A 19460-nucleotide genomic window follows, 5' to 3' on the forward strand; every position below is an offset into this window, starting at 1 on the left:
GTTCTGGCTGAAGAACGCGCCCTTGTGAATCGTAACCTTGTCTTGCTTCTCGTCTGCTTCGAACGAAGCGATCACGTGTTTGGCCTGCAGATCATGCAGGGCTGCGGGCAGGCCCTTCTTCCGGAAGTCGGAACCTTCTTCAGGATGGCGCGGCGCGCGTCCTTTTCGGACTTCAAAGTTTCCTTCATGTAGGTGGTCTTCAGGGCCTCAATGCTGCCGTAGCAAAGCTCGAAGAGCGTCTGCACCTTCACGGGATAGATTTTTTCGTGCTGATTGGTATGAAGGTACTTGAAGATCTGGCGCTCGATGCCACGGGTCTCGTGGTACACCTTGTCGTCGAGCAATACATAGCTGTTTTTGAACAGCAGCACCATGCGTGCATCCAGCTGGACGTATCGCTTCGACCCGGCACCGCTGAGTTCGCGGATTGGATTGAATGGGATGAAGTTCCGGTCGCGCGCCAGAACCACTAAGCCCTTGCGCAGGCGCCACAGCGCGTCATCAACGGATTCCGCGTCTGTCTTCCCAAGCTTGCGCTTTGATCCGGTTGCTTGTCTGGCAAACGGGATGGTACTTATCTCGATCCATTGCCACGGCATCAGGTGTTGGGCGATCTGGATCAGCTGCATCAACACGCGTTCATCATCATGGCGCAACTCGATGCCCGAATAGCTGATGCTGATTTGGTCGCCAATCTGCCCCATCGCTTCCTCGTCGCATTGCCGTCGGGGAACATTGTTGCTCGCGACATGAAAGATTGAGGTACGGCACAGATCTGCCGGGAACGCCGATCGGCCCGTCGGCGCCGGCGGAAAACGTAGTCCGAGATCCTGTACCTGTTGGCGATCTTCTGCGCGCCTTGGGTCAACTGCATCGCGAATCGGATCCACTGCGTCGACCCTCGCCAGCAGATTCGCTTGGGGATGGAGATCGTTTTCGTGCTGCTCCAAGACCATCTTTCTCAGTGCCTCACCCCGAAGCGCCTGTGTCAAAGGATTTTTGGTCGCTGGCGGATGCGTTTGGAGTGAATTCTGACTGTCCAGCGGTGGTGGAGCGGCGGCGGCAACTGCCGGGACATCTTCCAGCGACACGCTCCCCGCTACCGCCTCAGTCGCGGCACAACATAGATCGGTCTGGGCCATTGTTGGCGTCCCCGGCCGCTCCCCGCCCAGCATCCTCGCCATGTCGACTTGGACACGTTCCCACGCATCGTCGGGTGTCAGGTTGTGGTTCGTCATGGCCGCGAGGATGCTTCGTTTGACGTCCCGCGCACGGATCTCGGTTTGCTTACCGTCGACCAAGATGGTCGCACGTTGTTCGGCGAGGTTCGCGATGTCCATGTGTTGTGTTGCCCCGGCAGATGGGCTGGAATTCTCAAAAATGCCTGCTATTATACGCGCCATAGAAAAATATCATTAAATTTCTATCCGATTGCGACGTTTACAACATCACGAGGCGCCAAGATGGCAAAAAAATTGAGCAGGCAGCACCTGAAAGATGTCGCTTTTCTGCGTGGACTCTCGATGGAAGCACTGGTCTCGCGCACGGGCGTGCCGATGGCATCCCTGATGGCCATGATGACCGGCGGAGATAATGAGAAGGACCCCCGTCTGTTGCTTTCTCAGGACACCTATGGCCGTATCCTCCACCTGATCGGCGTCAACGCGGACAACACGGCGCTCGCGCCCAAGGAAGTCAGGCTTTGGAAGTGTCCGGCCAAGCAACAGACTGAGTGGCGCACCACGCTGAGCTCTATTAAGAAGGCACTATTCGGCGGCAACGAATCGATCGTCATGGCCGAGGTCCTGACTCGCCGCCGCATGCTCGGCCGTCCGCGCCGCCTCGTCTTACTACATGACAGCCGCGACGACGCGCAGGTCGATATCGTGATCTCTGGCGTATCCGACGGATTCGCCGAGGAGTTGCGGGGCCTCTTCCAGACTTCGTTCGCTCACAGTACGGTCATGTCGGACAAGGATTTCGACATGTTCCTCACACTCGTGGACAACAATGCCTGCAGCCACGCCCAGTTCCGGGGGATGCTAGGTGGCGGCACACTCCGCTACAGCTGGACGGACGTGCAGGCAGCGGCCAAGGAATTCAATCTGCAGCCGGACGATCTGATCGCCATGATTTCGGACCGCGTCGAAGCCGCCAAGGCCTTGCCGTCACGGGAGCCAGCGGCTCCCGTGACGGAAACCACCAAGCTGGCGCTCGTCGTTGATTCCCAACAGCAAGGGGGTATGGGGCAGTCAGGTGACCGGACGGGATCTGATGTTTCACCAGCGTCGGTCATCCCGCCTGACCACTATATGGCATTCGCCCAGCGCGCCGCCGGCATGTGACCGACACCTCCTCCTCCGCCACCAAGCCCGTCGCCGACGGGCTTTTTTGTTGCCCAAAACAGCAGGAATCTGGTTCAGATCACCTGCGGCATGCACGCAACGGCGCAAAGTTAACTTGCGTATACGTCACAGGCCAGCTAACCTTCACGCCAATGCTACAGAATAAACATCAGAATACGGTTTCTGTAGCGCGATCCTAGGAATCGCACGGTTTACAAATTCAATGACGAGATCTCATGGACATTAAACTTCCGTCCCCCGGTAAGACAAGCGCTGAAGACCTGAAACGTCTCGCGGGGTTGTCCGCGCGGATGCTCCAGAAGATTCGAGACGAAATGCTGGAGCCCTTCCCCCGGAAGGAAGCGCCTCTGATCTCTTCCACCCGTCTGCAGGAACTGTGCGCCATTGACCGCCTTCGGTTTAGTCGCGTGCTCAAAAAGGGCGAGCTCCCTCAGGGCCTGCAACCGCGCCCGGGGGGCATGCGGCATTTTACTTTGGAAGAGGCGATGCAGTGGGTGCGGGCCGAGCTAAAGCCGAAGCAGCGGAAGGGCAAAGGCAAGGTTATCGCCGTGGCCAACTTTAAGGGGGGCGTGACCAAGACAACAATGTCAACACTGCTCGGCCAAGGTCTCGCACTGCGGCGCGGCCGGAGGGTGTGCCACATTGACCTTGACCCACAAGGTAGCGCCACGACACTGTATGGGATCAATCCCCATGCCGAGATCAGCGCTGGGCAGACCATCATGCCACTGATCGAAGCGTTTTCGATGGGTAAGCCCTTCAACATGAAGGAGCTTCCGCTTGAGACCTATTGGCCAAACCTTGATTTGATTCCCTCTTCCACCGAGCTGTTCAACGCAGAGTTCATGCTGCCCGCTCGGGCGGTTCGTGATGCCGACATGGGCAAGCTCCAGCGGGAAGTCCGAGCAGAGATCGCGGCATTGAGACAGCAGCTAGCGATGGTGTCTGGCGGGCCTATTAATCCTGAGTACACACAGGCCGTCGCGAATGGGCTGAGCAAGATTCAGGACATGGTCCCGGAGGCTAACAAGGCGCAGACGCATTTCGAGAAAGTGCTGAGTGATGGCTTGGAGCAATTGAAGGACGACTATGACTACATCATTCTCGATACTGCCCCGACGCTGAGCTACCTCACAATCAATGCGATTTTCGCGTCTGATGGTGTCGTGGTGCCTGTCGTACCTGACGTGCTGTCGTTTGCGTCCATGGTGCAGTTCTGGCAGCTGTTTTCGGATCTGGTAACCGGAATGGAGAGTCGGGGCGAAGAGCATGTGAAGGAATTCGATTTCCTCGAAATTCTTGTCACCCGGATGTCGCAGAAGGATGCCCCCCGCCTAGTTTCAACTTGGATTCGGGAGGTCTATGGCAGCCGCGTGATGCCGATCGAAATCCCGGAAACCGAGCTAGCCCGGAACAGCAACATGCGATTCTCCACGGTTTATGACTTAGGAGGTAGCGATACGAGTGCGGAAACCTTGCGCCGTATTCGGATCCCGTGCGACAGCATGGTCGATTACATCGACGACAAGGTAAGCGCTGACTGGTAGGAGAAACTCAATGGCAAATGGATTGAAAAAGCGGTTCGCGTCGGCAGCTGCCAGCATCAAGGTCACCCCTGAGGATATTGCTGCGGCTGACGCTGCCCCTCCCTCGGCTCCTCGCACCGCTCCGGGCCAGATGATGGTCATGCAAGGGGCGCTGCAGAACGCAGAGGCGGATATAGAGCGGCTGCAGGCCCAACTCAAAGCAACGACGGCCCAGCTTGAGAATGTGAAGGCCAGTATGCATATCTCGCTCGATTCGATCGATGAGGTAGAAGGCCGGCGGCGCAAGCTCACTCCCGAAGAGTATGGGGAGCTCAAGGAAAATCTCGGGCGGCATCCGCTGGGCCAACCAATCACGGTTCGACGAAAGGCAAATGGCAGATACGAGCTTGTTGCTGGCCACAATCGGACTGCGGTTTTCAGGGATCTCGGCAGAACCTCGATTCCTGCTTTCGTTATCGAGGTTGCCGACGACCAAGTGGAAATGGTCGCCTTCCTCAGCAACTTGTTGTCTCCTGCGCTGAGCGATTTTGAGAAGTATTGGAACTTCAAAAAGCTCGCGCTGATCTCCGGGTTGACGCACGCGGCGATCGCTGACTCGACCGGAATCAGTCGGCCGCATGTTACGCGAATCATGCAGTTCGACGGCCTGCCTGAAGCCGCCCTGAATCTGCTTAGCCAAAAGCCTGCTCGCCTCGGCGCGAACGCTGCGCTGAAGCTAGCGAAGTTGGCTCAAGAAGGGCATGAGGCCAACGTTACTGAGGCCGTCAAAAAACTTGTGGCAGATGACTCGGTGACACAGGAACAAGCAGTGGCCTTGGCAGCCCCGAAGGACACAAAAAACGCGCCTACCGCCGCCCCGGCGGAGACAGTCAGGTTTGGCAAGCAGAAGTTCTGCGACATCTCGATTCGAAACAAGGTTATCGGCGTGCGCTTCGCTAAGTCGGTTTCCGACGATGACGCGGCAGCGTGGGCGAAGAAATTCGCCGAGTTCATGAAGGCCGAACTTGCTAAGAACGCGTGATGTTCTACTAGAACATTCTTTGAAAACAAGGACTTACGAAATGAGAAAGACGTAATTCCCCGGGCAAGCGCCCCAAAGACAAAAGCCTTCGGCTGCAACCGAAGGCTTTTGAAAGAAAAGGGCTTGGTTCCATCCCAGAGCCCGCTACACCCAACCTCGCTATGAGGAAGGACTAGGAATCCAAAGTGTAGCGGATGACGCGATGGAGTCAAGCGTGGCCCCCTCTTTTTGCAAAGAGACCCGCATGAACATCGCGCAATCCCAGATTGCAGGCGAGGATACGTTGCGCCTGCACGACACCAACATTCACGCTGCTGAGCTTGCAGCCGCCCTCGCGGACGACATATCGTACGGCGACACGCCGGCGGAGTCCGACGCCATTCCTGACGAGGATTGCCCCGACGACGAAGTGGACTTCGTCGTCGACGAGACGCGTCTGCCCTACATTGTCCTGCAGGCCAATCACCGTGCCCGCAGTCTGACTACCCTTCCCCGACGCGCTCGCAATACGCTGGCCGCGATCGCTCTCACCGTCGATCAGCACCAGCCCCTGCGCTCCGTTTTCGCGCGTCGCCCGTATCTAGCCAATCGTGCTGGCCAGTCGCTGCGTACGCTACAGCGCGGCCTCACCGACCTGCTGGCGGCCGGCATGATCCGCTCGGAGGATGAACAGAACCGCAAAGGCAGTGGCGAGTTTGCGGGCCGCTTCATCTACCTGACTGAAATGGCTGCGCGCTTGCTGGGTTTTCTTCAGCCCCTGCCTTCCCGCGATGAGGCCAAAACCGACATCCCCTCTTCTGCGGACCAACCGTCTGCCACTTTGTCAGGCCGCTCTCTATATAGGTTTTATCAGGGCCCTTCCTCTCAAAAGAGACAACCCGGAGACCTGCCTGAGGACGTGAAGCCGCTGCAGGCAATGGGGTTTTCGAAGTTCTACATCTTTGCCCTGATGCGCTCCGCACGAGTCGAACACGGTAAGCGCCTTGGCGACATTGTGGCCGTCGCTGCCAAGCTCATTGCCAAGGCTAAATACCCCCGTGCCTACCTTGCCACGCTACTGCGCAGTCCGACCGATTTCGGCTTCCTTGCCCGCCAGCGTCGCGACGCCGCCAACCGCGCCATCGCCACGGCCGAGGCCGCGCAGGCCCATGCCGAACTGCAGGCCCGTATCGCCGGGCAGGTGTTTTACGAGCGTGACGCCACCACGCGCTACGCCGTTTCGACCGACGGCACGACGCTGACGGTGCGCGACCCGCAGGAGGTCGCCGACCGAATCGCTGGCCCCGGTTGGATCGCTGGAGTAGCCAACGGGCTGCGCAGCGCCAAGCTGCTGCCGGCTACGCCGGCGCTGGACGCGCGATTCGCCGAGCGGCTAGCGGACGGACTGACTAATGGCCAGCGCGCACCGCGCGAGACCGTGGGCACGGTCGGCGCGACCAGTTTTAATGCGCAGGGAGCGGCCATGGCTGGCACCACTAGCGTTGAGCCGGGCGCGAAGCATACCCTGCGCACTGAAGCGGATCGGGCCACCGGAAAACCCGGTGGCACCCCGTCTGTGTCCAGCGTGCCGGTAGCCGAGCCAGCGCGCCGTGAGCGCAGTGCCGCCATGCAGGCCGGAATGGCCGAGCTACGCGCGCTGCTGGCCAAGCCGATCACCCGGTAATTGTCGTGCCGGGTGGGCCAAGCTGGCAGCGCGCCGCAGTGCAATGTCACTGACACTCAATGAATTCCAATGTCAAAGAATGACTGTGAATACACCGCCAAAAGGGATCTTCAAATATCGGTTGAGTGATCCGGAAAGACGACAGACGATGTAGCCCTATCCGGCCGCACTTCTGCGCACCAAATACTATTAAAAACAAATAGTTAGCGAGAGAAGAATTTAGGGATGGAAACGCAAAAACATGATGTATAGTTTATGTTACCCGGTCCGCGGGTCATCCCCGTCAACTATTGCGAGCGAACGAACCCCGAAAAGATGATCGCGCCACGCCCGACCAATCCGCCCGCCGTGCCCGCGCCCCAGCAGATGCTGCAGCCGGCCCCCACGCAGCGCTTCACGCCCGAGCAGTGGAAGGCGTTTGTGAAGTGGAAGGGCTGGACCTACAAGGAGCTCGCCGCCCACTGGGGTATCTCGACCACGTGGATGAGCAACCTCGCGCGCAACCCCGCCCGCGCCGCGCACTGGAACGACGCGCTGGTGGGACTGCCGAACAAGCGCACCATGACGCGCGACAAGCGGCTGTTGGCGCGGCGCCTGCATGGACTGCTCGACGAGCATTCGCAGGAAGCGAGAAGCCGCGAGGCCGCGCGCGCGGCGGCGGCCGAAGCGGCCAAGCGCAGCGGCGCGGGCTATCGGCATCACGGGTACTTCGCGCAGGGCACGATCGTCACGGCCTGCCGCGACATCGGCATGGTGGCAAGCGAGGGCGATCGCGGCATCGTGTTTCAGGTGGAGGATCTCGGAAAAGGGGAGCGTTACGGGATCGTCTTCGAGACCACGCTGTGGGACTGGTTCCTGCCCGAACACCTTGACCACTATCTGGCCACAACGGGCCTCACCGACCCAGTGGCGGCCGCCACCCCGTTCGTGGATGAGCGCGGGCTGCAGCAGCTGGTGGCCAGCCACAAGCTGGTGTTCTGGCCAGCGATTCCCTCGGAGACCTGAGCGACGGCGGTTGGACTGGCGCCGCGCGTCAGTCTGCCGGCGGGCGGTGCCGCGCGTCCGCGCGCGACCGCAGCAGTTCGCCGTCGGCTAGCAGGCCCGGATCTGCTACGCGGCGACGAAGGCGGCCGCGTCCAGCGACAGGTTGACGTTCAGCGGATCCCGATAGACCCGGTCGATTTGGTGCGCCAGTGCGTCGCGCTCAACGCGATGGGGGAGGGCGTGTTGCAGCGCCTGCGCATCAGCCGCCGCCGTCGGCCCGATTCGCCCGGCGATTACCGTGATGCCGAACAGCCGGCCGTCCAGAACGCCGGCCAGATAGCGGTAGCGCCGCGCGCGCGGCTGGCGAACCGCGACGTGGTCGTCGAGCGCGCATCGGCGCGCCGCGCGGGCCCACCTTTCGCTGGCGAGGGCAGCGAAGGCGAGGGCGGTTAAACCAAACAGAGGCCAGCGGCGCATGGTCACCCTCCAGCCCGAACAAGCATAGTGCCGCACCATACGCGCGGGCAGCCCCCGACATCGGCATGGCCGAGTACTGGTCGCGGCGCGACCGAATCTGCTGGCGGTGTTCCGCTGTCCTTCAGCCCCTGCAGCGCAACACCTCGCGCCGCGCGCGCATGCCGTCAGCCCTTCCATCGGTGCTGTGGCCCCGGCTTGCGGGCCGCAAGGCGACAAGCCGGCACGGCGCAGGCGCCTTCGCGCAAAGGGTGGATGGGCGCGCCGCAGGCGCGCTGGATTGGGCGATCGCGCCCCGGCGGGCGCTTCTGTCGCGCGCTGGCTCATCCGGACTTTCGCGTACGCATTTCGCGGCCTTCGTCCCCGGTCTCCGGTGCTACCGCGTTGACGGGCACCGGCGTTACCGAGAAAATCGGCGGCGCTCGCGCGCCGCGTCGGGCAGCGGCACCGTAACGCCCCTGCGCGGCGCCACAACGACCCCTCGCGTCGCCGCGTACGTGTGAGCGGCACCGCATCACTCCCACAGCGTCACCGCGACCCAAAGAGCGTGCGCGCGACTTACACCGCGCCAGCGCACCTCCCTACACCACGGTCAAGGGCGTACTGGCCACGCGCGATGCATCGCCTTGCGTTTGCCATCCCCAGCCGGTCCCCGGCCGGCCCTGCGTCACCGCAACGGGCGGTGCGCGTGCACGCGTCCGGCCTTGCGCGATATCGCTGCCCACGCTGCCGGGTGTCTGGCACGCCGTCGGCGTGGCTCGTTGCGCGCGCTCCAAACAAAAAAGACCGGCCTGTCGGCCGGTCCTTGCGATCCCGATATCTCGCTGTCTTCGCAGCGCTCGCCTTGCTGGCGCGTTACCGCCCGGACCGCAAGGTGTCACGCCCCGGCGGGCTGTGTGAAGCTGCGTCGTTTCAGCGCACCTGCGGAATGCGGCCGCCTTGCTGGGCCGCGAGATAGCTGCGATAGGTTTCAAGGGTGACGTTCTGCACCGCCGCGACACTTTCCGGGGTCGGAAACACCCGCACGCGGCCACGCCCGTGCTTGCGCTTGCCGTAATGCTCAAAGGCCGTCTTGGTGCTTGCATGACCGACGGCCGCTGACAACAGCAGCGGGGTTTCGAACGTCTGCTTCGCATCCGCGATGAACTGGTGCCGGAACGAATACTGCGTCACGCTGGAGGCGGGCTTGCGTGTGCCCGCTACCGCCATCATCCGGCAGGTCTCCAGCTCGTGCTTGAGCGCCAGCTTGAATCGCTCGGCGTCGTCTCGGGTTTCGGCCGCGCACGCGGCCAACGCGCGACCGATTGTGGCCCGTTCCTCATCGGTCAGCTGGTCGACGAATAGCTCACGCGTCTCGCCGTTTGCGCGGCCGTTCGAATGCTTGGCATTGGTCACGCGCAACACCGGCCGGCCCGATTCCTCGTGCGTTGCGAAAGCGGAGAACGACCATTCGATCGGGCGCAGGCCCGTCAGCAGCGTCGCCTCCAGTACGTCCAGTAGCGCCTGCGCATGGCGGTACCCCTCCTTGATCCGGCGACCGATTACATGCTTGATCTCCGTCCACTCGGCCAGTGGCACATGCTTGCGTTTGCGCCCGGCCGTGTTGCCGCTGGTGCGGGCGAGCCCGCCCGAGCCATGTTCGCGCAGCGCCTCAAGCGCCTCGTGGTGTCCCGGATGCTGGTGCTCGATCACGTACATGACGGCGGCCTTGCGGTAGCGCCACGTACTCATCGCCATGCCGGCACGCTGCAGGATCAGGTCGGCCACGATCTCAGAGGGGGTCGGGTTCTCGATGTGCTGCTCGCGCGCGAGCCGCTCGGCGTGGCGGCGGTAGTAACGCTCGTACGCGGCCACGGTGCTGAGGCCACGCGTTGGCGTCGATCGGGAGAAGCTGGTCACGCTCTGCATGGATGTGGAATCAGTCCGGCGGGAAATCGGTGCCTCTTTAAAGCCGTATACGGTGCCGCGCACACGTTTATCGGGCTCGCGATAAGCAATTGCGCGATCGATTTTCCACTTTTGATACCGAATTGGCAATGCCGGGGCCGCTGACAGCCTGATGTGTGAACGCGCACGATTGTTTTGGTATCTCCCCCCGTTATAGCCAGTCCGCAACGGGCCCGTAAACGTGCCGCGCCGCGCTGTCTATAACGGGGGTGCGTAAACGCACCCATCGCGATACCGCAGGGACGTATGCGTTCACTCGAAAGGCACTGACGCGGCCCCGAGGTGAAGCACGAGGGTCGTGGTATCGGCCCACCCGCATTGCGGTTGCAAAAGAATGTATTGCAATGTCAAAGAATTCATTAAATGACAGCGCATCGCCGGCGAAGCCTTGATCTCTCGTGATGCTTTAAAGCGGGGACTGGCCTTGCGCGGGTATTGGCGCCCGAATTACTAGTATTGCAATGTCAAGGAATACATCGCAATCGGCCCGTAAGGCACGGGCACGGAGGGTAGGTGGGTTCGGGTCGGATAACTGTCGAGGGCAATGGTTAACGTGCGGGCGGGGGCGCTGTCGTAAACGTGGGGTGGGGCGGCACCGTAAACGTCGGTTTACGTGGCAGCGGCTCAGGAGCCCCAAGAAGGACGACTCGGAAGGGCTGTCCGGGTGCGGGAGTGAGCCGTTTGGCGCAGATGCAACAGAAAAAAATAATTATTTTCGTATCCACGTGAGACGGAAAAGCAAAAATCTGTGAGAATGCATGCCGTGAAAGACCTGATACTTGCGTCCAAGGATCGACATGCGGGAACTTGCTAAGAAGTCGGCCATCGCTGTGGCCACGCTGGTACTGGCGGCGGGCTGCGCCCAGTCGCCCACCACGGAAACGCCGGAGGCGCAGCAGACCGCCGCCGTGCTGGCCAAGCTGGATGGCTACGCGAGCGTCGCAGTCAATGCGCAGCGCGAGCTCGCGATGGCTACGGATGCCAAGAACCAGAATGCACTGGTGCGCCGCCAACGTCTGCTCACCGATGTCGTGAATTACGACTTCTACGGTGACGTGGAAACTGTCCTGCGCGACATCACTAATAAGTACGACTACAAGCTGGAGATCTACGGCAAGCGTCCGCCGGGCGGCGTGGTCACCAGCGTGTACGTCAAGAACAAGCCGGTCCTCGACGTGCTCAAGAACATCGGCTACGCCACCCCCTTCTTCGACATCAAGCTCAATCCCGACACGATCGAGCTGCACTACAAGGGGTAATACGACCATGGCGATGGATCTCGGTTCGCTCGAAGCGCTGCAGAACCTCAATCAGCCCGCGATCGAGCGTAAGGCATCCGAATCGGGCGAGGGCGGTCGCGGCACGCGTCTGGATGCGCTGCGCAACGCCGGGCTCAGCTTGGGCGCGCGCGGCGCACTGCTCGCGCGCACCAAGGTCATCAACGCCGCGCTCAAGCAGGCCGAGCGGTCGCTTGATACGACGTACAACTTCCAGCCCCTCATGATCGAGGGCCGTGTGGTTCCGCCGGTATTGACCGAGACGCGCGACGTCTATACACAGGACAGCGACCGCACGGTCATGTTCTCGGGCGTGCGCTACAAGATGGAATCGGCCCCGCGCTTTACTTCTCGGGTACCGACGTGGCGTGAGTACCTGTATTTGGAACCGGGCGAGCTCAATGCAACCAATCTGAAGTTGCTGCCGCGCGATAGCGCCGAGCAACAGATCTGGAAGCAAGCTGTTGCCGACGGCTGGCAGGACGGCCTGAAACAGGCCGATGACATTCTGGATGCCAACGCCAAACGTCTGAACCGCGACTACACCGGCATGGTCCGGTACCGCATGCTGGCGCTAAGCAACCAGATCAGCCTGCCGGTCGTGGCCCAGTCGCTCATGCCGATCAATTCGAACGGCGACACCATGACCATCGACGAGCAGCTGCTGCGCATCACGCGCACCCCCTCGTTCAACCCCAATATGTCCCAGTGGGAAGCACTGGGTCAGGAAGTAGGCCAGCTGCAGCGACCTGCCGAGGAGACGGCCCCCGCGCCTCGCCGGCTGCCGGAGACGCGCTGATGTGGCACGTCGATCAGTCCCCGATCCAGTACGAGACAGACTTTAGCGAACCCAGCCAGTGGGGTGAGAAGTCTGACCTGCAGGCGCTGATGTACGAGGCGGTCAGGTCTCGTGCTAGCGACATCTATTTCCAGACCGGTAACCCGGTGCTGTGCAAGCGTGATGGGTCTTTGCGTCAGCTGACGACCCAGCGGCTCACGAATGACGACGTCATGAGCATTCTCGACTTCGCCTGCGGTGGTGGTACGCAGGCGTCTCGTGTCGAGATGGGTGAGGAAGTGGCCACGAGCTATAGCGTGATCGATCCAACCGATAAGCGCGACAAGGCCGGAGAGAAGCTGCGCTACCGATTTCGCGTCAATGCCCTGCGCGGTGAGTTGCGCAACGCCAAGAGCGTCCAGATCATTATGCGGGCGATCCCCGGCGAGCCGATGACCATTGAGCAGATCGGGCTCGAACCGGAGCTGGTGGAAGGCATGCAGTGCGAGGTTGGCAGTGTGTGGATTACCGGCGCGACCGGTTCCGGCAAGTCGACCACGCTTAGCGCCCAGATCCGGTACATGCTGGAACTCGACAACCCGATCGTGGATGGCAACTTCGCCACGTTGGAAAAGCCGATCGAGACGGTGTTTGACAACATCGTCAGCAAGCATAGCGTCCTTCACCAGATGGAGGTGGGGCGAGACGTGAAAACCTTTGGGGAAGGCGTGCGCGGGCTCATGCGAATGGACCCGAGTGCCATCATGGTGGGCGAAACGCGGGACGAGGAAACCGCGTCGGCCGTGTTTCAAGCCGCCAACACCGGTCACATGACCATGAGCTCGCTGCACACCAACGAGTGCGCATCGATTCCGTCGCGCCTGCTGTCGTTCTACCCGCCGTCGCAGCGGGCCGTCATGATGTTCGATGTCATCGACACGGCCCGGGTGCTCGTGAACCAACGCATGGTCCTGCACAAGAGCGGGGTGGGACGCGTGGCGCTGCGGGAATTTCTGGTCCTGAACGAGGACCTGCGCAATGACATCATCCGCAAAGCCGATCCTGTACGCCTCACCGACATGATGCGCGACCGGGTGAGGGAACACGGCCGAACCTTCCTGCAGTCGGCCGAACGCCTGTACGACACCAACATGATCTCGGGCCAGACCCTCGACCACGTGCGGAGGCAGTATGGCCGCTGACCCGCATTGGCGGAACACCGCGAACGAAGTGAAGCTTTTTGGGATCGACGCGCGTGCATTTAGCCCGTTTCCGCCGCTCCTCATCATAAAAAGTCTTTTTTTGTTCTGGTTCGGATGCATTTTAATTATTTTTTTCCTTATAATCGAGGCGAAACTTGGCCTCAATCTGACCAAGTTCATACGAAAAACCAGAGTCTGGCTCACCGGACCTGTCAAGACGGTTAGGCGCATGCGCTGAAATGACCGCTTTTCTACTCAACGATGGAATACAAACACATGGCAAAACCTCAGTTGGCCGTCGCGGCCTCTCTTCCTGACAACGAACCGGTATTCGTGGGCGTCGACGACGGCCACTTCGGTATCAAGGCGGTCACCGACGCGTTTGGTGAGCTCCGCAGCATCTATGTCGCCTCGCGCATCGCCGTAGGCACCAACATCGAACTCGCCAATAGTGGCGACGACGACAGCTGGTACGAGAACGAAGCGGGCGATACCTACACGGTTTCTGACTCGGTGCAGTTCATGGACACCCGTCTGGGCACCTACGCGCTGAGCACGGAAAACCACGTGCTGATTCACCATGCGCTGGTGAAGCTCGGCCTTGCGGGGCGCAACGTCTCGATCGCCAGCGGCCTGCCGATCAGCGACTTCTACGTTGCCGGCCGACCCAACCTCGAACTGGTGCAGCGCAAGATCGCCGCACTCGGTGCGGCCACCCTGCGCAATCGCAACCCGTCGATCCAACTGGCGAAGATCGTCGGCCACCGGGTGTATGCCGAGGCCATCGGCGCCTTCTATGACCTCGCCATCGATAACAGCGGCAACGAGGTCGATGCGGTGTGGGCGCAAGTGGATGCGGGCCCGATCGCCATCGTGGATATCGGCGGCAAGACGACGGACGTGGGCGTCATCATTAACGGCGGCCGCAACATCGACGCGGCGCGCTCGGGCAGTGCAAACATCGGCGGCCTGTCGCTCAATACGGCAGTGGAGCTGGCGCTCAAGCAGCACTTCAAGATCGATTCCCTCAATCCGAAACAGGTGGACCGGGCCATCATGACCGGCGAACTGCGCGTATGGGGCACGACCCATCAATGCGCAGACATCGTCGATCACGAAAAGGACCTGTTATCCAAGCAGATCGTGCAAGAGCTCAAGCGCCGCGTAAGAGACGGCGCCGATCTCGAAGCCGTGTATTTCGTCGGTGGTGGCTCGCAGCTGCTGGAAGTCCAGATGAAGGATCTGTACCCGCACGCCGTTTTCGTGCCGGATCCGCAAAACGCCAACGCTCGTGGCAACTGGAAGGCCGCGAAATTCACGAATCAGGGCTGAGCGGCATGTCGGACGATCAGCATGTCGAGCGCATGAATGTCGTCCTTGATCTGAAACGCGAAGCGGACCAGCAATTGCTGGCAGTCCTGCGGGGCATCCCAAACGGGGTACGTATGCATGTGTGCCGTTTGGTTCTGATGCGAGGACTCGCGGATCTGGATGAGGGCGGGCTGGGTGCCCTCATCGCAGATGCGTGTCGGGATCAGGTCGGCAGGGGCCGCAAGAGTGGCCCCAAGCCGGGCAGCCGGAGGAAGGTGGCGGCACGACTGGCAGTGCCGGTGGTCGCGGAGCAATCTGTCACTGCGCCACTGGATAGAACTGCCCCAGTCGTTGAGCAGGACAAGACGGCTGCGGTAACTGTTGCGGCACCGGCGCCGGTGGCAGCGCCCGCTCTAGTGCGCGAGGCGGACGAGGACGAGCCTCCTGTGGCGGAGTCTGAAGCACCAGCGCCGACACCGGTGCCGCCCGTGCCGCCGGTGGCCATCAAGCCGCTGGTGGCAAGGAACAACTCCCGCCTGAGCCGGCTGGACGGGTTCGGGGTAGGCGGAACGTAATTCGCGCAAGCGCAACGGAAACAAGAGGAATCATGCGAACAAGGATCTTTGCAGCGGCGGCCATGGCATTGGCGTGTACGCCCATGATGGCCAATGCGGGCTTCGATATCGACCCGGCTCTGGCCAAGAGCTTGGCCCCCAAGACGGCTGATGTCGCACCCGCGACCAGCACGCTGGCAGCCATCGAACCGAAGGCCGATCCGATCGCAAAGCTCGCCGAAAGCGCATCCGCTGCGCCGGCTGCCGCGCCGGCCGCTACAGCCAGCACGACGCGAGCTGTCGGCAGCACCACTACCGCGACCAGCGCGCCGGCGCCGGTGACGGTGGGCGCGCCGATCCCGCCGGCGCCGTTGCCGATCCGCCAGTGGCAGGTCCTACCGAAGGATCTGACCATTCAGGCGACGCTGCGCCGTTGGGCGCGTGAAGCCAGTTGGCAGGTCTCGTGGGATGTGCCCATCGACTACCCGGCCACGCTCATGGGCACCTTCACCGGCAGCTTCGAAGAAGCTACCGAGAAGGTGCTGGGTGCCTACAAGAACAGCGAATTCCCCCTACAAGGCTGCTTCTTTGAAGCGAACAGCGTCCTGCGTGTCACACGCTACGTCGAGAACAGCCGAGACTGCGAATGATGAAAGCTACCGGAACCCTGTCGCGCGTGGTCGCGGCGCTCGTCATTGCGGCCACGATCAGTGGCTGCCAGTCGCCCCTGATGGGCGAAACGAAGGCATCGCTGTCTGGTGCCGAAAGCGATATCGCAGCGGCCGGTGCGGCCAGTAAGGCCAATCAGATCCGCGACAACTCCGTGGTACACCGCGCGCGTGGCGCATGGCTGGGCGGCAAGCCGATGCCGGTGTCACAGGAAGCCAGTCTGCCGGAGATCTTCCGTCAGCAGTACGAGTTCCGTGACCTGACCAACAAGAAGATCAATCTCGCGGCGTTCGCCCGGATCTTCGCGAATAGCACGGGGATTCCGGTGCGGGTCGGGGATGTCTATGGCAACACCCGTTCCGCGATGACTTCAACCCCCACGGCCGGTGCAGCCGCAACAAATCAGCCACCCGTGCCGCTGAGCCCAACGGGCGCGCCGATCCCGATTGCACTGAATAGCCCTCTGGCCGGGCCGAGTCAGTTGCAAACCACCAGCCCCACGGATCCGATCTACTCCAGCATCGATCTGAACTACACGCGTTCGACGCCCGAGAAGGTTCTCAACGACGCCATGACACAGTGGAACCTGAACTACGAATGGCAGGACGGTGCGGTCGTGATCTCGAAGTACATCACGCGCAAGTTCACGGTGAAGATGCCGAGTCGCGACCTGACGATCGCCTCCGAAATCGGCAAGAGCAGCGATTCGAAGGCGGCGACCGGTACCGCTGCGGGCGGCGGAGGCGCCACCGGTGGCGCGATCCAGACCGGCTTCAATTCGTCGTCGACGATCCGTTCGACGGCTGAGCTCAAAGCATTCACTCAACTGGTGAACGAGCTTCAGACTCACCTGCGCGACAGCCTCGTCACGTCGAACAACTTCGAGGGCACGGTGACGGTCACCGGCAACCGCGACGCCATCATGACGGCACAGCGGATGATCGATCGGACCAACGAGATCGTCAGTCGTTCTGCCAAGTTCAACATCGCCATCTACCAGATCAAAACCCAGCGCAACGACGATCGTGGCGTCGACCTGAATGTTCTGTTCTCCAACCTGTCGCGTTTCGGCCTCGCGCTGACCTCGCCCGCCAGTCTAGTCTCGTCCGACGCCGGTGGCGTGACCTTCAACGTGCTGAAGTCGACCGATGGTACGGTCGGCAAGTGGGACGGTACCCAAGGCATCCTCAAGTCGCTCTATCAGGATAGCGACGTCGTCACACTGCGTAACCTCGACGTGCTGGCGCGCAACCGCCGTGCCACGCCGGTGAACCTCACAAATCAGACCTCCTATCTGGCGCAGACGACACCCGCGACGGCGTCGCAAGGCGGCACCGGTGGCGTGCCGGGTCTCACGCCGGGCGTGGTCACCACGGGTTTTGCAGCGACCGTCGAGGCAAACATTAACGACAGCAACCAGATCAATCTGGATCTGAGCCTCGGCATTGTGGACCTTGTCACCATTGACAAGTTCGGTACCGGCTCGGGCGCGTCGGCCCAGATGATCCAGCTGCCAGTTACGGCCGGCTTCGAATTCCAGCAATCGGTGGACCTGCGCCCGGGCGAGATGCTGGTGCTGACTGGCTATGAGACCCGTGTGGACCAGTACATCCAAAACAAGTTGGCCAAGGATCTCTCCATCTGGGCGGGCGGCTCGTTCACGGGTAAGGGCACTAAGGACAAGATCGTCATCGTGGTCACGCCGACCAGCGTGACCAACAGCATCTGACGGCTGGTGCCATGAATCCCATATTCCACGTCGATGATGGGCGCTACGTCACCTTCGGGCTGCGGTGGGTACTGCTGCAAGGCCCGAAGGCCGAAAAGCTCGCCAAGGCGCGCGCGCGGATCGATGGCGCTGCCTACATGTCTCGTATCGAGTTCTCCGAGGGTACGTACTTCGGCCTTCTGACGGACTACGATCGGGAAGCGGCCGGCGGCAAGCTGAAGAAAGGCAAGCTGCTCTCGGCCGCCGCGTTGCTATCAACGCTGCCCGGCATCAGTTCCAGCGCGATCTTCATTCATGCCTACAAGCCCCTCGGTGCGGATAAGCGCAGAGCCGCAGTGATCGTGCTGCACGACGGTGTGGTCTTCGACGACCGGATCGATATCCAGCTCGATGATCTGGAAAACCACATCGGCCGTGCGCGCGCCTCCATCGCTGACTTGGAGGGCGAACAGCAGGCGCCATCGTTCGCGATCTACGCGACCGACACAAACCTCCATCCTGACGCCACCGAATTGCCGCTAACGCAGCTGGTCAATGGCAATGCCGACGCCGCAGCGCTGGTGGATGCACGTGCGAACGCAGGAACTGCCATGCTCCTCGTAGCCATCGTGCTCCTCCTCGTCGGCTGGCTGGGTTGGGACGAGTGGGCCGATTACCAGAAGCGGCAGCAGCTGACTCAGCAACCCGCCCAGCAGGGACCGACACCGGCACAGCTGTATCAACAGGCACTCGATGCGCGGTTGCGACAGATTGGGATTGGGCCGCAAGCGTTCATGTCCGCCATCTCGCGGCCCATGGGCGAAAGTGACACGCCCCGAGAAGGATACGACCTGCGCAAATCCACCTGCAATGGCGATGGCGTTTGCACTGAAGACTGGGACCGCGTCGCCGGCATGGGGGTGCTAGATCGTTTCATCGCCGCGAACGAGGGCGCGCAGGTGAAGCCCAGTACGGATGGCAAGGGCGCCACCGTTTCCTACCGCGTACAAATGCCACAGAAGGCTGCGATCACGCGCAACGCGCTGGGCAAGGCTGCAGACGTGGATGTGCAGATGCGCTCGTTGATGCAACGTTACGTAGATATGGGCATCGAGAGCAAGCTGGATAGGCCGCTCATATTCGCGTTGCCAAACGGCGTGCAGGAAGCCGTGTTGCCTGCTGGCGTGGCGGTGCGATACATCCCAGTGGAATTCAGTGGACCGCTCGCCCTGCTGCCGGATCTGCTTGGCCCGGACAAGCCCGAGGAATTGCAGTTTCCCGCAAACCTATTTGTCGACGAGTTGACGTTCAACGGCCTGAACGGCCCAGTAACCTCTACGACCTTCGTTTTCAAGGCAACGCTCTATGTTCAATAACCTCATAACATTGCGCTGCACCCGCGCAGCAATCGCACTCGCAGTGAGTGCGGCGAGCGTGCATGTCGGTGCCGTCACGCCACTCGAAATGATGCAGAGCAGCCGGGAAGTTCGGGCTATCAACATCGAGGTGGAGAAGGCGAAGGCACGGTCCGACTTGGCCAAGCTAGGCGAATTGCAGGCTGGCGGCGCAACTGTGGCCAAGCCGCTAACGCCCGAGCGATCCATCGACGACGGCATCGTGTTGTTGTCCGTGACCGGCCCCTCCGCGAATCCCACGTATCTCGTCCAGTTCCGAGGCGTTCCTATGCCGCTCAAAGTCGGCGACGAAGCCATGGACGGATGGACGTTGGATTCCGTCACCGGCAACCGCATGCATCTGGTGAGAAAGGTGGGGAAACGGGTGGCAGAGCGACGCACCGTCATGCTCACTGATACGAGCTACGCGCAGCAGCGTGAGCAGCAGCGCGTAGACGCCGCGAAGCTTAACGCGCAACCGGGCGCCCAATCGCCCTTCATGATGCAGCCGCCAAACATGGGTGCGATCAAAGAGCCTCCCACTCCGTAACGACTGGCGACTCGC

The 19460-nt window shown here is 61.4% G+C and carries 19 protein-coding genes; 15 read left to right on the forward strand and 4 right to left on the reverse strand.

Annotation, left to right across the window (positions count from 1 at the left end; translation table 11 throughout):
• Positions 1-71 precede the first annotated feature (71 nt).
• The gene (gene trfA / locus LDO41_RS27905; protein ID WP_223994220.1) at positions 72-1340 is read right to left on the reverse strand and encodes a plasmid replication initiator TrfA; all 1269 of its coding nucleotides are present in this window, start codon (positions 1338-1340) and stop codon (positions 72-74) included.
• A gap of 123 nt (positions 1341-1463) precedes the next feature.
• Between trfA and LDO41_RS27910 the strand changes: the two genes are divergently transcribed.
• From LDO41_RS27910 to LDO41_RS27930, 5 genes are all read left to right on the forward strand, one after another.
• Positions 1464-2345, forward strand: a complete 882-nt coding sequence (locus tag LDO41_RS27910) for a hypothetical protein (RefSeq protein ID WP_223994222.1) — start codon at positions 1464-1466, stop codon at positions 2343-2345.
• Between the two features lie 236 nt (positions 2346-2581).
• Positions 2582-3913 carry a ParA family protein gene (locus tag LDO41_RS27915; RefSeq protein WP_290370921.1) on the forward strand — a complete coding sequence of 444 codons (1332 nt, stop codon included), beginning with the start codon at positions 2582-2584 and terminating at the stop codon, positions 3911-3913.
• Positions 3914-3923: 10 nt separating this feature from the next.
• Positions 3924-4934 (forward strand): ParB/RepB/Spo0J family partition protein, encoded by a 1011-nt coding sequence (locus LDO41_RS27920; RefSeq protein ID WP_223994223.1) that lies wholly within the window; start codon positions 3924-3926, stop codon positions 4932-4934.
• 244 nt (positions 4935-5178) lie between these two features.
• Positions 5179-6597: a hypothetical protein gene (locus LDO41_RS27925; protein WP_223994224.1), complete on the forward strand. Its 1419-nt coding sequence runs from the start codon at positions 5179-5181 to the stop codon at positions 6595-6597.
• Between the two features lie 315 nt (positions 6598-6912).
• A complete protein-coding gene (locus LDO41_RS27930; RefSeq protein WP_223994225.1) occupies positions 6913-7602 on the forward strand; it encodes a maleylpyruvate isomerase N-terminal domain-containing protein in 690 nt (229 codons plus the stop codon).
• 105 nt (positions 7603-7707) lie between these two features.
• On the opposite strand, the gene LDO41_RS27935 is transcribed toward LDO41_RS27930, so the two are convergent.
• Together LDO41_RS27935 and LDO41_RS27940 are read right to left on the reverse strand one after the other, a co-directional pair.
• On the reverse strand, positions 7708-8058 hold the full coding sequence (locus tag LDO41_RS27935) for a hypothetical protein (RefSeq protein WP_223994226.1): 351 nt from the start codon (positions 8056-8058) through the stop codon (positions 7708-7710).
• Positions 8059-8967: 909 nt separating this feature from the next.
• Positions 8968-9963, reverse strand: a complete 996-nt coding sequence (locus LDO41_RS27940) for a hypothetical protein (RefSeq protein WP_223994227.1) — start codon at positions 9961-9963, stop codon at positions 8968-8970.
• 836 nt (positions 9964-10799) lie between these two features.
• Here LDO41_RS27940 and LDO41_RS27945 point away from each other — a divergent pair.
• The 5 genes from LDO41_RS27945 to parM are packed head-to-tail and all read left to right on the forward strand — an operon-like array spanning position 10800 to position 14591.
• Entirely contained in the window at positions 10800-11261 is a 462-nt protein-coding gene (locus LDO41_RS27945) for a DotD/TraH family lipoprotein (protein ID WP_223994228.1), read from the forward strand.
• Positions 11262-11268: 7 nt separating this feature from the next.
• The gene (locus LDO41_RS27950; RefSeq protein WP_223994230.1) at positions 11269-12078 is read left to right on the forward strand and encodes a type IV secretory system conjugative DNA transfer family protein; all 810 of its coding nucleotides are present in this window, start codon (positions 11269-11271) and stop codon (positions 12076-12078) included.
• The gene (locus tag LDO41_RS27955; protein WP_223994231.1) at positions 12078-13259 is read left to right on the forward strand and encodes a type IV pilus twitching motility protein PilT; all 1182 of its coding nucleotides are present in this window, start codon (positions 12078-12080) and stop codon (positions 13257-13259) included. The genes LDO41_RS27950 and LDO41_RS27955 overlap by 1 nt, the downstream gene beginning before the upstream one ends.
• Positions 13249-13497 carry an IcmT/TraK family protein gene (gene icmT, locus LDO41_RS34395; RefSeq protein ID WP_223994233.1) on the forward strand — a complete coding sequence of 83 codons (249 nt, stop codon included), beginning with the start codon at positions 13249-13251 and terminating at the stop codon, positions 13495-13497. The genes LDO41_RS27955 and icmT overlap by 11 nt, the downstream gene beginning before the upstream one ends.
• A gap of 38 nt (positions 13498-13535) precedes the next feature.
• On the forward strand, positions 13536-14591 hold the full coding sequence (gene parM, locus LDO41_RS27965) for a ParM/StbA family protein (protein ID WP_223994235.1): 1056 nt from the start codon (positions 13536-13538) through the stop codon (positions 14589-14591).
• Here the strand turns inward: parM and LDO41_RS34270 are convergent.
• Positions 14582-14710 (reverse strand): hypothetical protein, encoded by a 129-nt coding sequence (locus LDO41_RS34270; RefSeq protein WP_290370922.1) that lies wholly within the window; start codon positions 14708-14710, stop codon positions 14582-14584. The two genes, parM and LDO41_RS34270, sit on opposite strands and share 10 nt — an antisense overlap.
• A 135-nt stretch (positions 14711-14845) precedes the next feature.
• On the opposite strand from LDO41_RS34270, the gene LDO41_RS27970 reads away from it, so the two are divergent.
• Genes LDO41_RS27970 through LDO41_RS27990 form a run of 5 tightly spaced genes read left to right on the forward strand, consistent with a single transcriptional unit; the run spans position 14846 to position 19445 of the window.
• The gene (locus LDO41_RS27970; RefSeq protein WP_223994237.1) at positions 14846-15145 is read left to right on the forward strand and encodes a hypothetical protein; all 300 of its coding nucleotides are present in this window, start codon (positions 14846-14848) and stop codon (positions 15143-15145) included.
• Between the two features lie 32 nt (positions 15146-15177).
• Positions 15178-15774 (forward strand): toxin co-regulated pilus biosynthesis Q family protein, encoded by a 597-nt coding sequence (locus LDO41_RS27975; RefSeq protein ID WP_223994238.1) that lies wholly within the window; start codon positions 15178-15180, stop codon positions 15772-15774.
• The gene (locus LDO41_RS27980) at positions 15771-17522 is read left to right on the forward strand and encodes a hypothetical protein (protein WP_223994239.1); all 1752 of its coding nucleotides are present in this window, start codon (positions 15771-15773) and stop codon (positions 17520-17522) included. Before LDO41_RS27975 ends, LDO41_RS27980 begins: the two co-directional genes overlap by 4 nt.
• 11 nt (positions 17523-17533) lie before the next feature.
• Entirely contained in the window at positions 17534-18877 is a 1344-nt protein-coding gene (locus LDO41_RS27985; protein WP_223994240.1) for a type 4b pilus protein PilO2, read from the forward strand.
• Positions 18867-19445: a hypothetical protein gene (locus tag LDO41_RS27990; protein WP_223994241.1), complete on the forward strand. Its 579-nt coding sequence runs from the start codon at positions 18867-18869 to the stop codon at positions 19443-19445. The genes LDO41_RS27985 and LDO41_RS27990 overlap by 11 nt, the downstream gene beginning before the upstream one ends.
• The last annotated feature ends 15 nt before the right edge of the window (positions 19446-19460 follow it).

This window comes from Cupriavidus pampae (assembly GCF_914271485.1).
Classification (GTDB): Bacteria; Pseudomonadota; Gammaproteobacteria; order Burkholderiales; family Burkholderiaceae; genus Cupriavidus; species Cupriavidus pampae.

What these genes read in the sequence shown, in the direction of transcription:
- trfA (WP_223994220.1), bottom strand. Translation starts at nt 1,340, where the DNA reads ATGGACATCGCGAACCTCGCCGAACAACGTGCGACCATCTTGGTCGAC.
- LDO41_RS27955 (WP_223994231.1), top strand. Translation starts at nt 12,078, where the DNA reads ATGTGGCACGTCGATCAGTCCCCGATCCAGTACGAGACAGACTTTAGC.
- LDO41_RS34270 (WP_290370922.1), bottom strand. Translation starts at nt 14,710, where the DNA reads ATGCATACGTACCCCGTTTGGGATGCCCCGCAGGACTGCCAGCAATTG.
- icmT (WP_223994233.1), top strand. Translation starts at nt 13,249, where the DNA reads ATGGCCGCTGACCCGCATTGGCGGAACACCGCGAACGAAGTGAAGCTT.
- LDO41_RS27975 (WP_223994238.1), top strand. Translation starts at nt 15,178, where the DNA reads ATGCGAACAAGGATCTTTGCAGCGGCGGCCATGGCATTGGCGTGTACG.
- LDO41_RS27985 (WP_223994240.1), top strand. Translation starts at nt 17,534, where the DNA reads ATGAATCCCATATTCCACGTCGATGATGGGCGCTACGTCACCTTCGGG.
- LDO41_RS27950 (WP_223994230.1), top strand. Translation starts at nt 11,269, where the DNA reads ATGGCGATGGATCTCGGTTCGCTCGAAGCGCTGCAGAACCTCAATCAG.
- LDO41_RS27925 (WP_223994224.1), top strand. Translation starts at nt 5,179, where the DNA reads ATGAACATCGCGCAATCCCAGATTGCAGGCGAGGATACGTTGCGCCTG.
- LDO41_RS27930 (WP_223994225.1), top strand. Translation starts at nt 6,913, where the DNA reads ATGATCGCGCCACGCCCGACCAATCCGCCCGCCGTGCCCGCGCCCCAG.
- parM (WP_223994235.1), top strand. Translation starts at nt 13,536, where the DNA reads ATGGCAAAACCTCAGTTGGCCGTCGCGGCCTCTCTTCCTGACAACGAA.
- LDO41_RS27945 (WP_223994228.1), top strand. Translation starts at nt 10,800, where the DNA reads ATGCGGGAACTTGCTAAGAAGTCGGCCATCGCTGTGGCCACGCTGGTA.
- LDO41_RS27990 (WP_223994241.1), top strand. Translation starts at nt 18,867, where the DNA reads ATGTTCAATAACCTCATAACATTGCGCTGCACCCGCGCAGCAATCGCA.
- LDO41_RS27910 (WP_223994222.1), top strand. Translation starts at nt 1,464, where the DNA reads ATGGCAAAAAAATTGAGCAGGCAGCACCTGAAAGATGTCGCTTTTCTG.
- LDO41_RS27980 (WP_223994239.1), top strand. Translation starts at nt 15,771, where the DNA reads ATGATGAAAGCTACCGGAACCCTGTCGCGCGTGGTCGCGGCGCTCGTC.
- LDO41_RS27940 (WP_223994227.1), bottom strand. Translation starts at nt 9,963, where the DNA reads ATGCAGAGCGTGACCAGCTTCTCCCGATCGACGCCAACGCGTGGCCTC.
- LDO41_RS27915 (WP_290370921.1), top strand. Translation starts at nt 2,582, where the DNA reads ATGGACATTAAACTTCCGTCCCCCGGTAAGACAAGCGCTGAAGACCTG.
- LDO41_RS27935 (WP_223994226.1), bottom strand. Translation starts at nt 8,058, where the DNA reads ATGCGCCGCTGGCCTCTGTTTGGTTTAACCGCCCTCGCCTTCGCTGCC.
- LDO41_RS27920 (WP_223994223.1), top strand. Translation starts at nt 3,924, where the DNA reads ATGGCAAATGGATTGAAAAAGCGGTTCGCGTCGGCAGCTGCCAGCATC.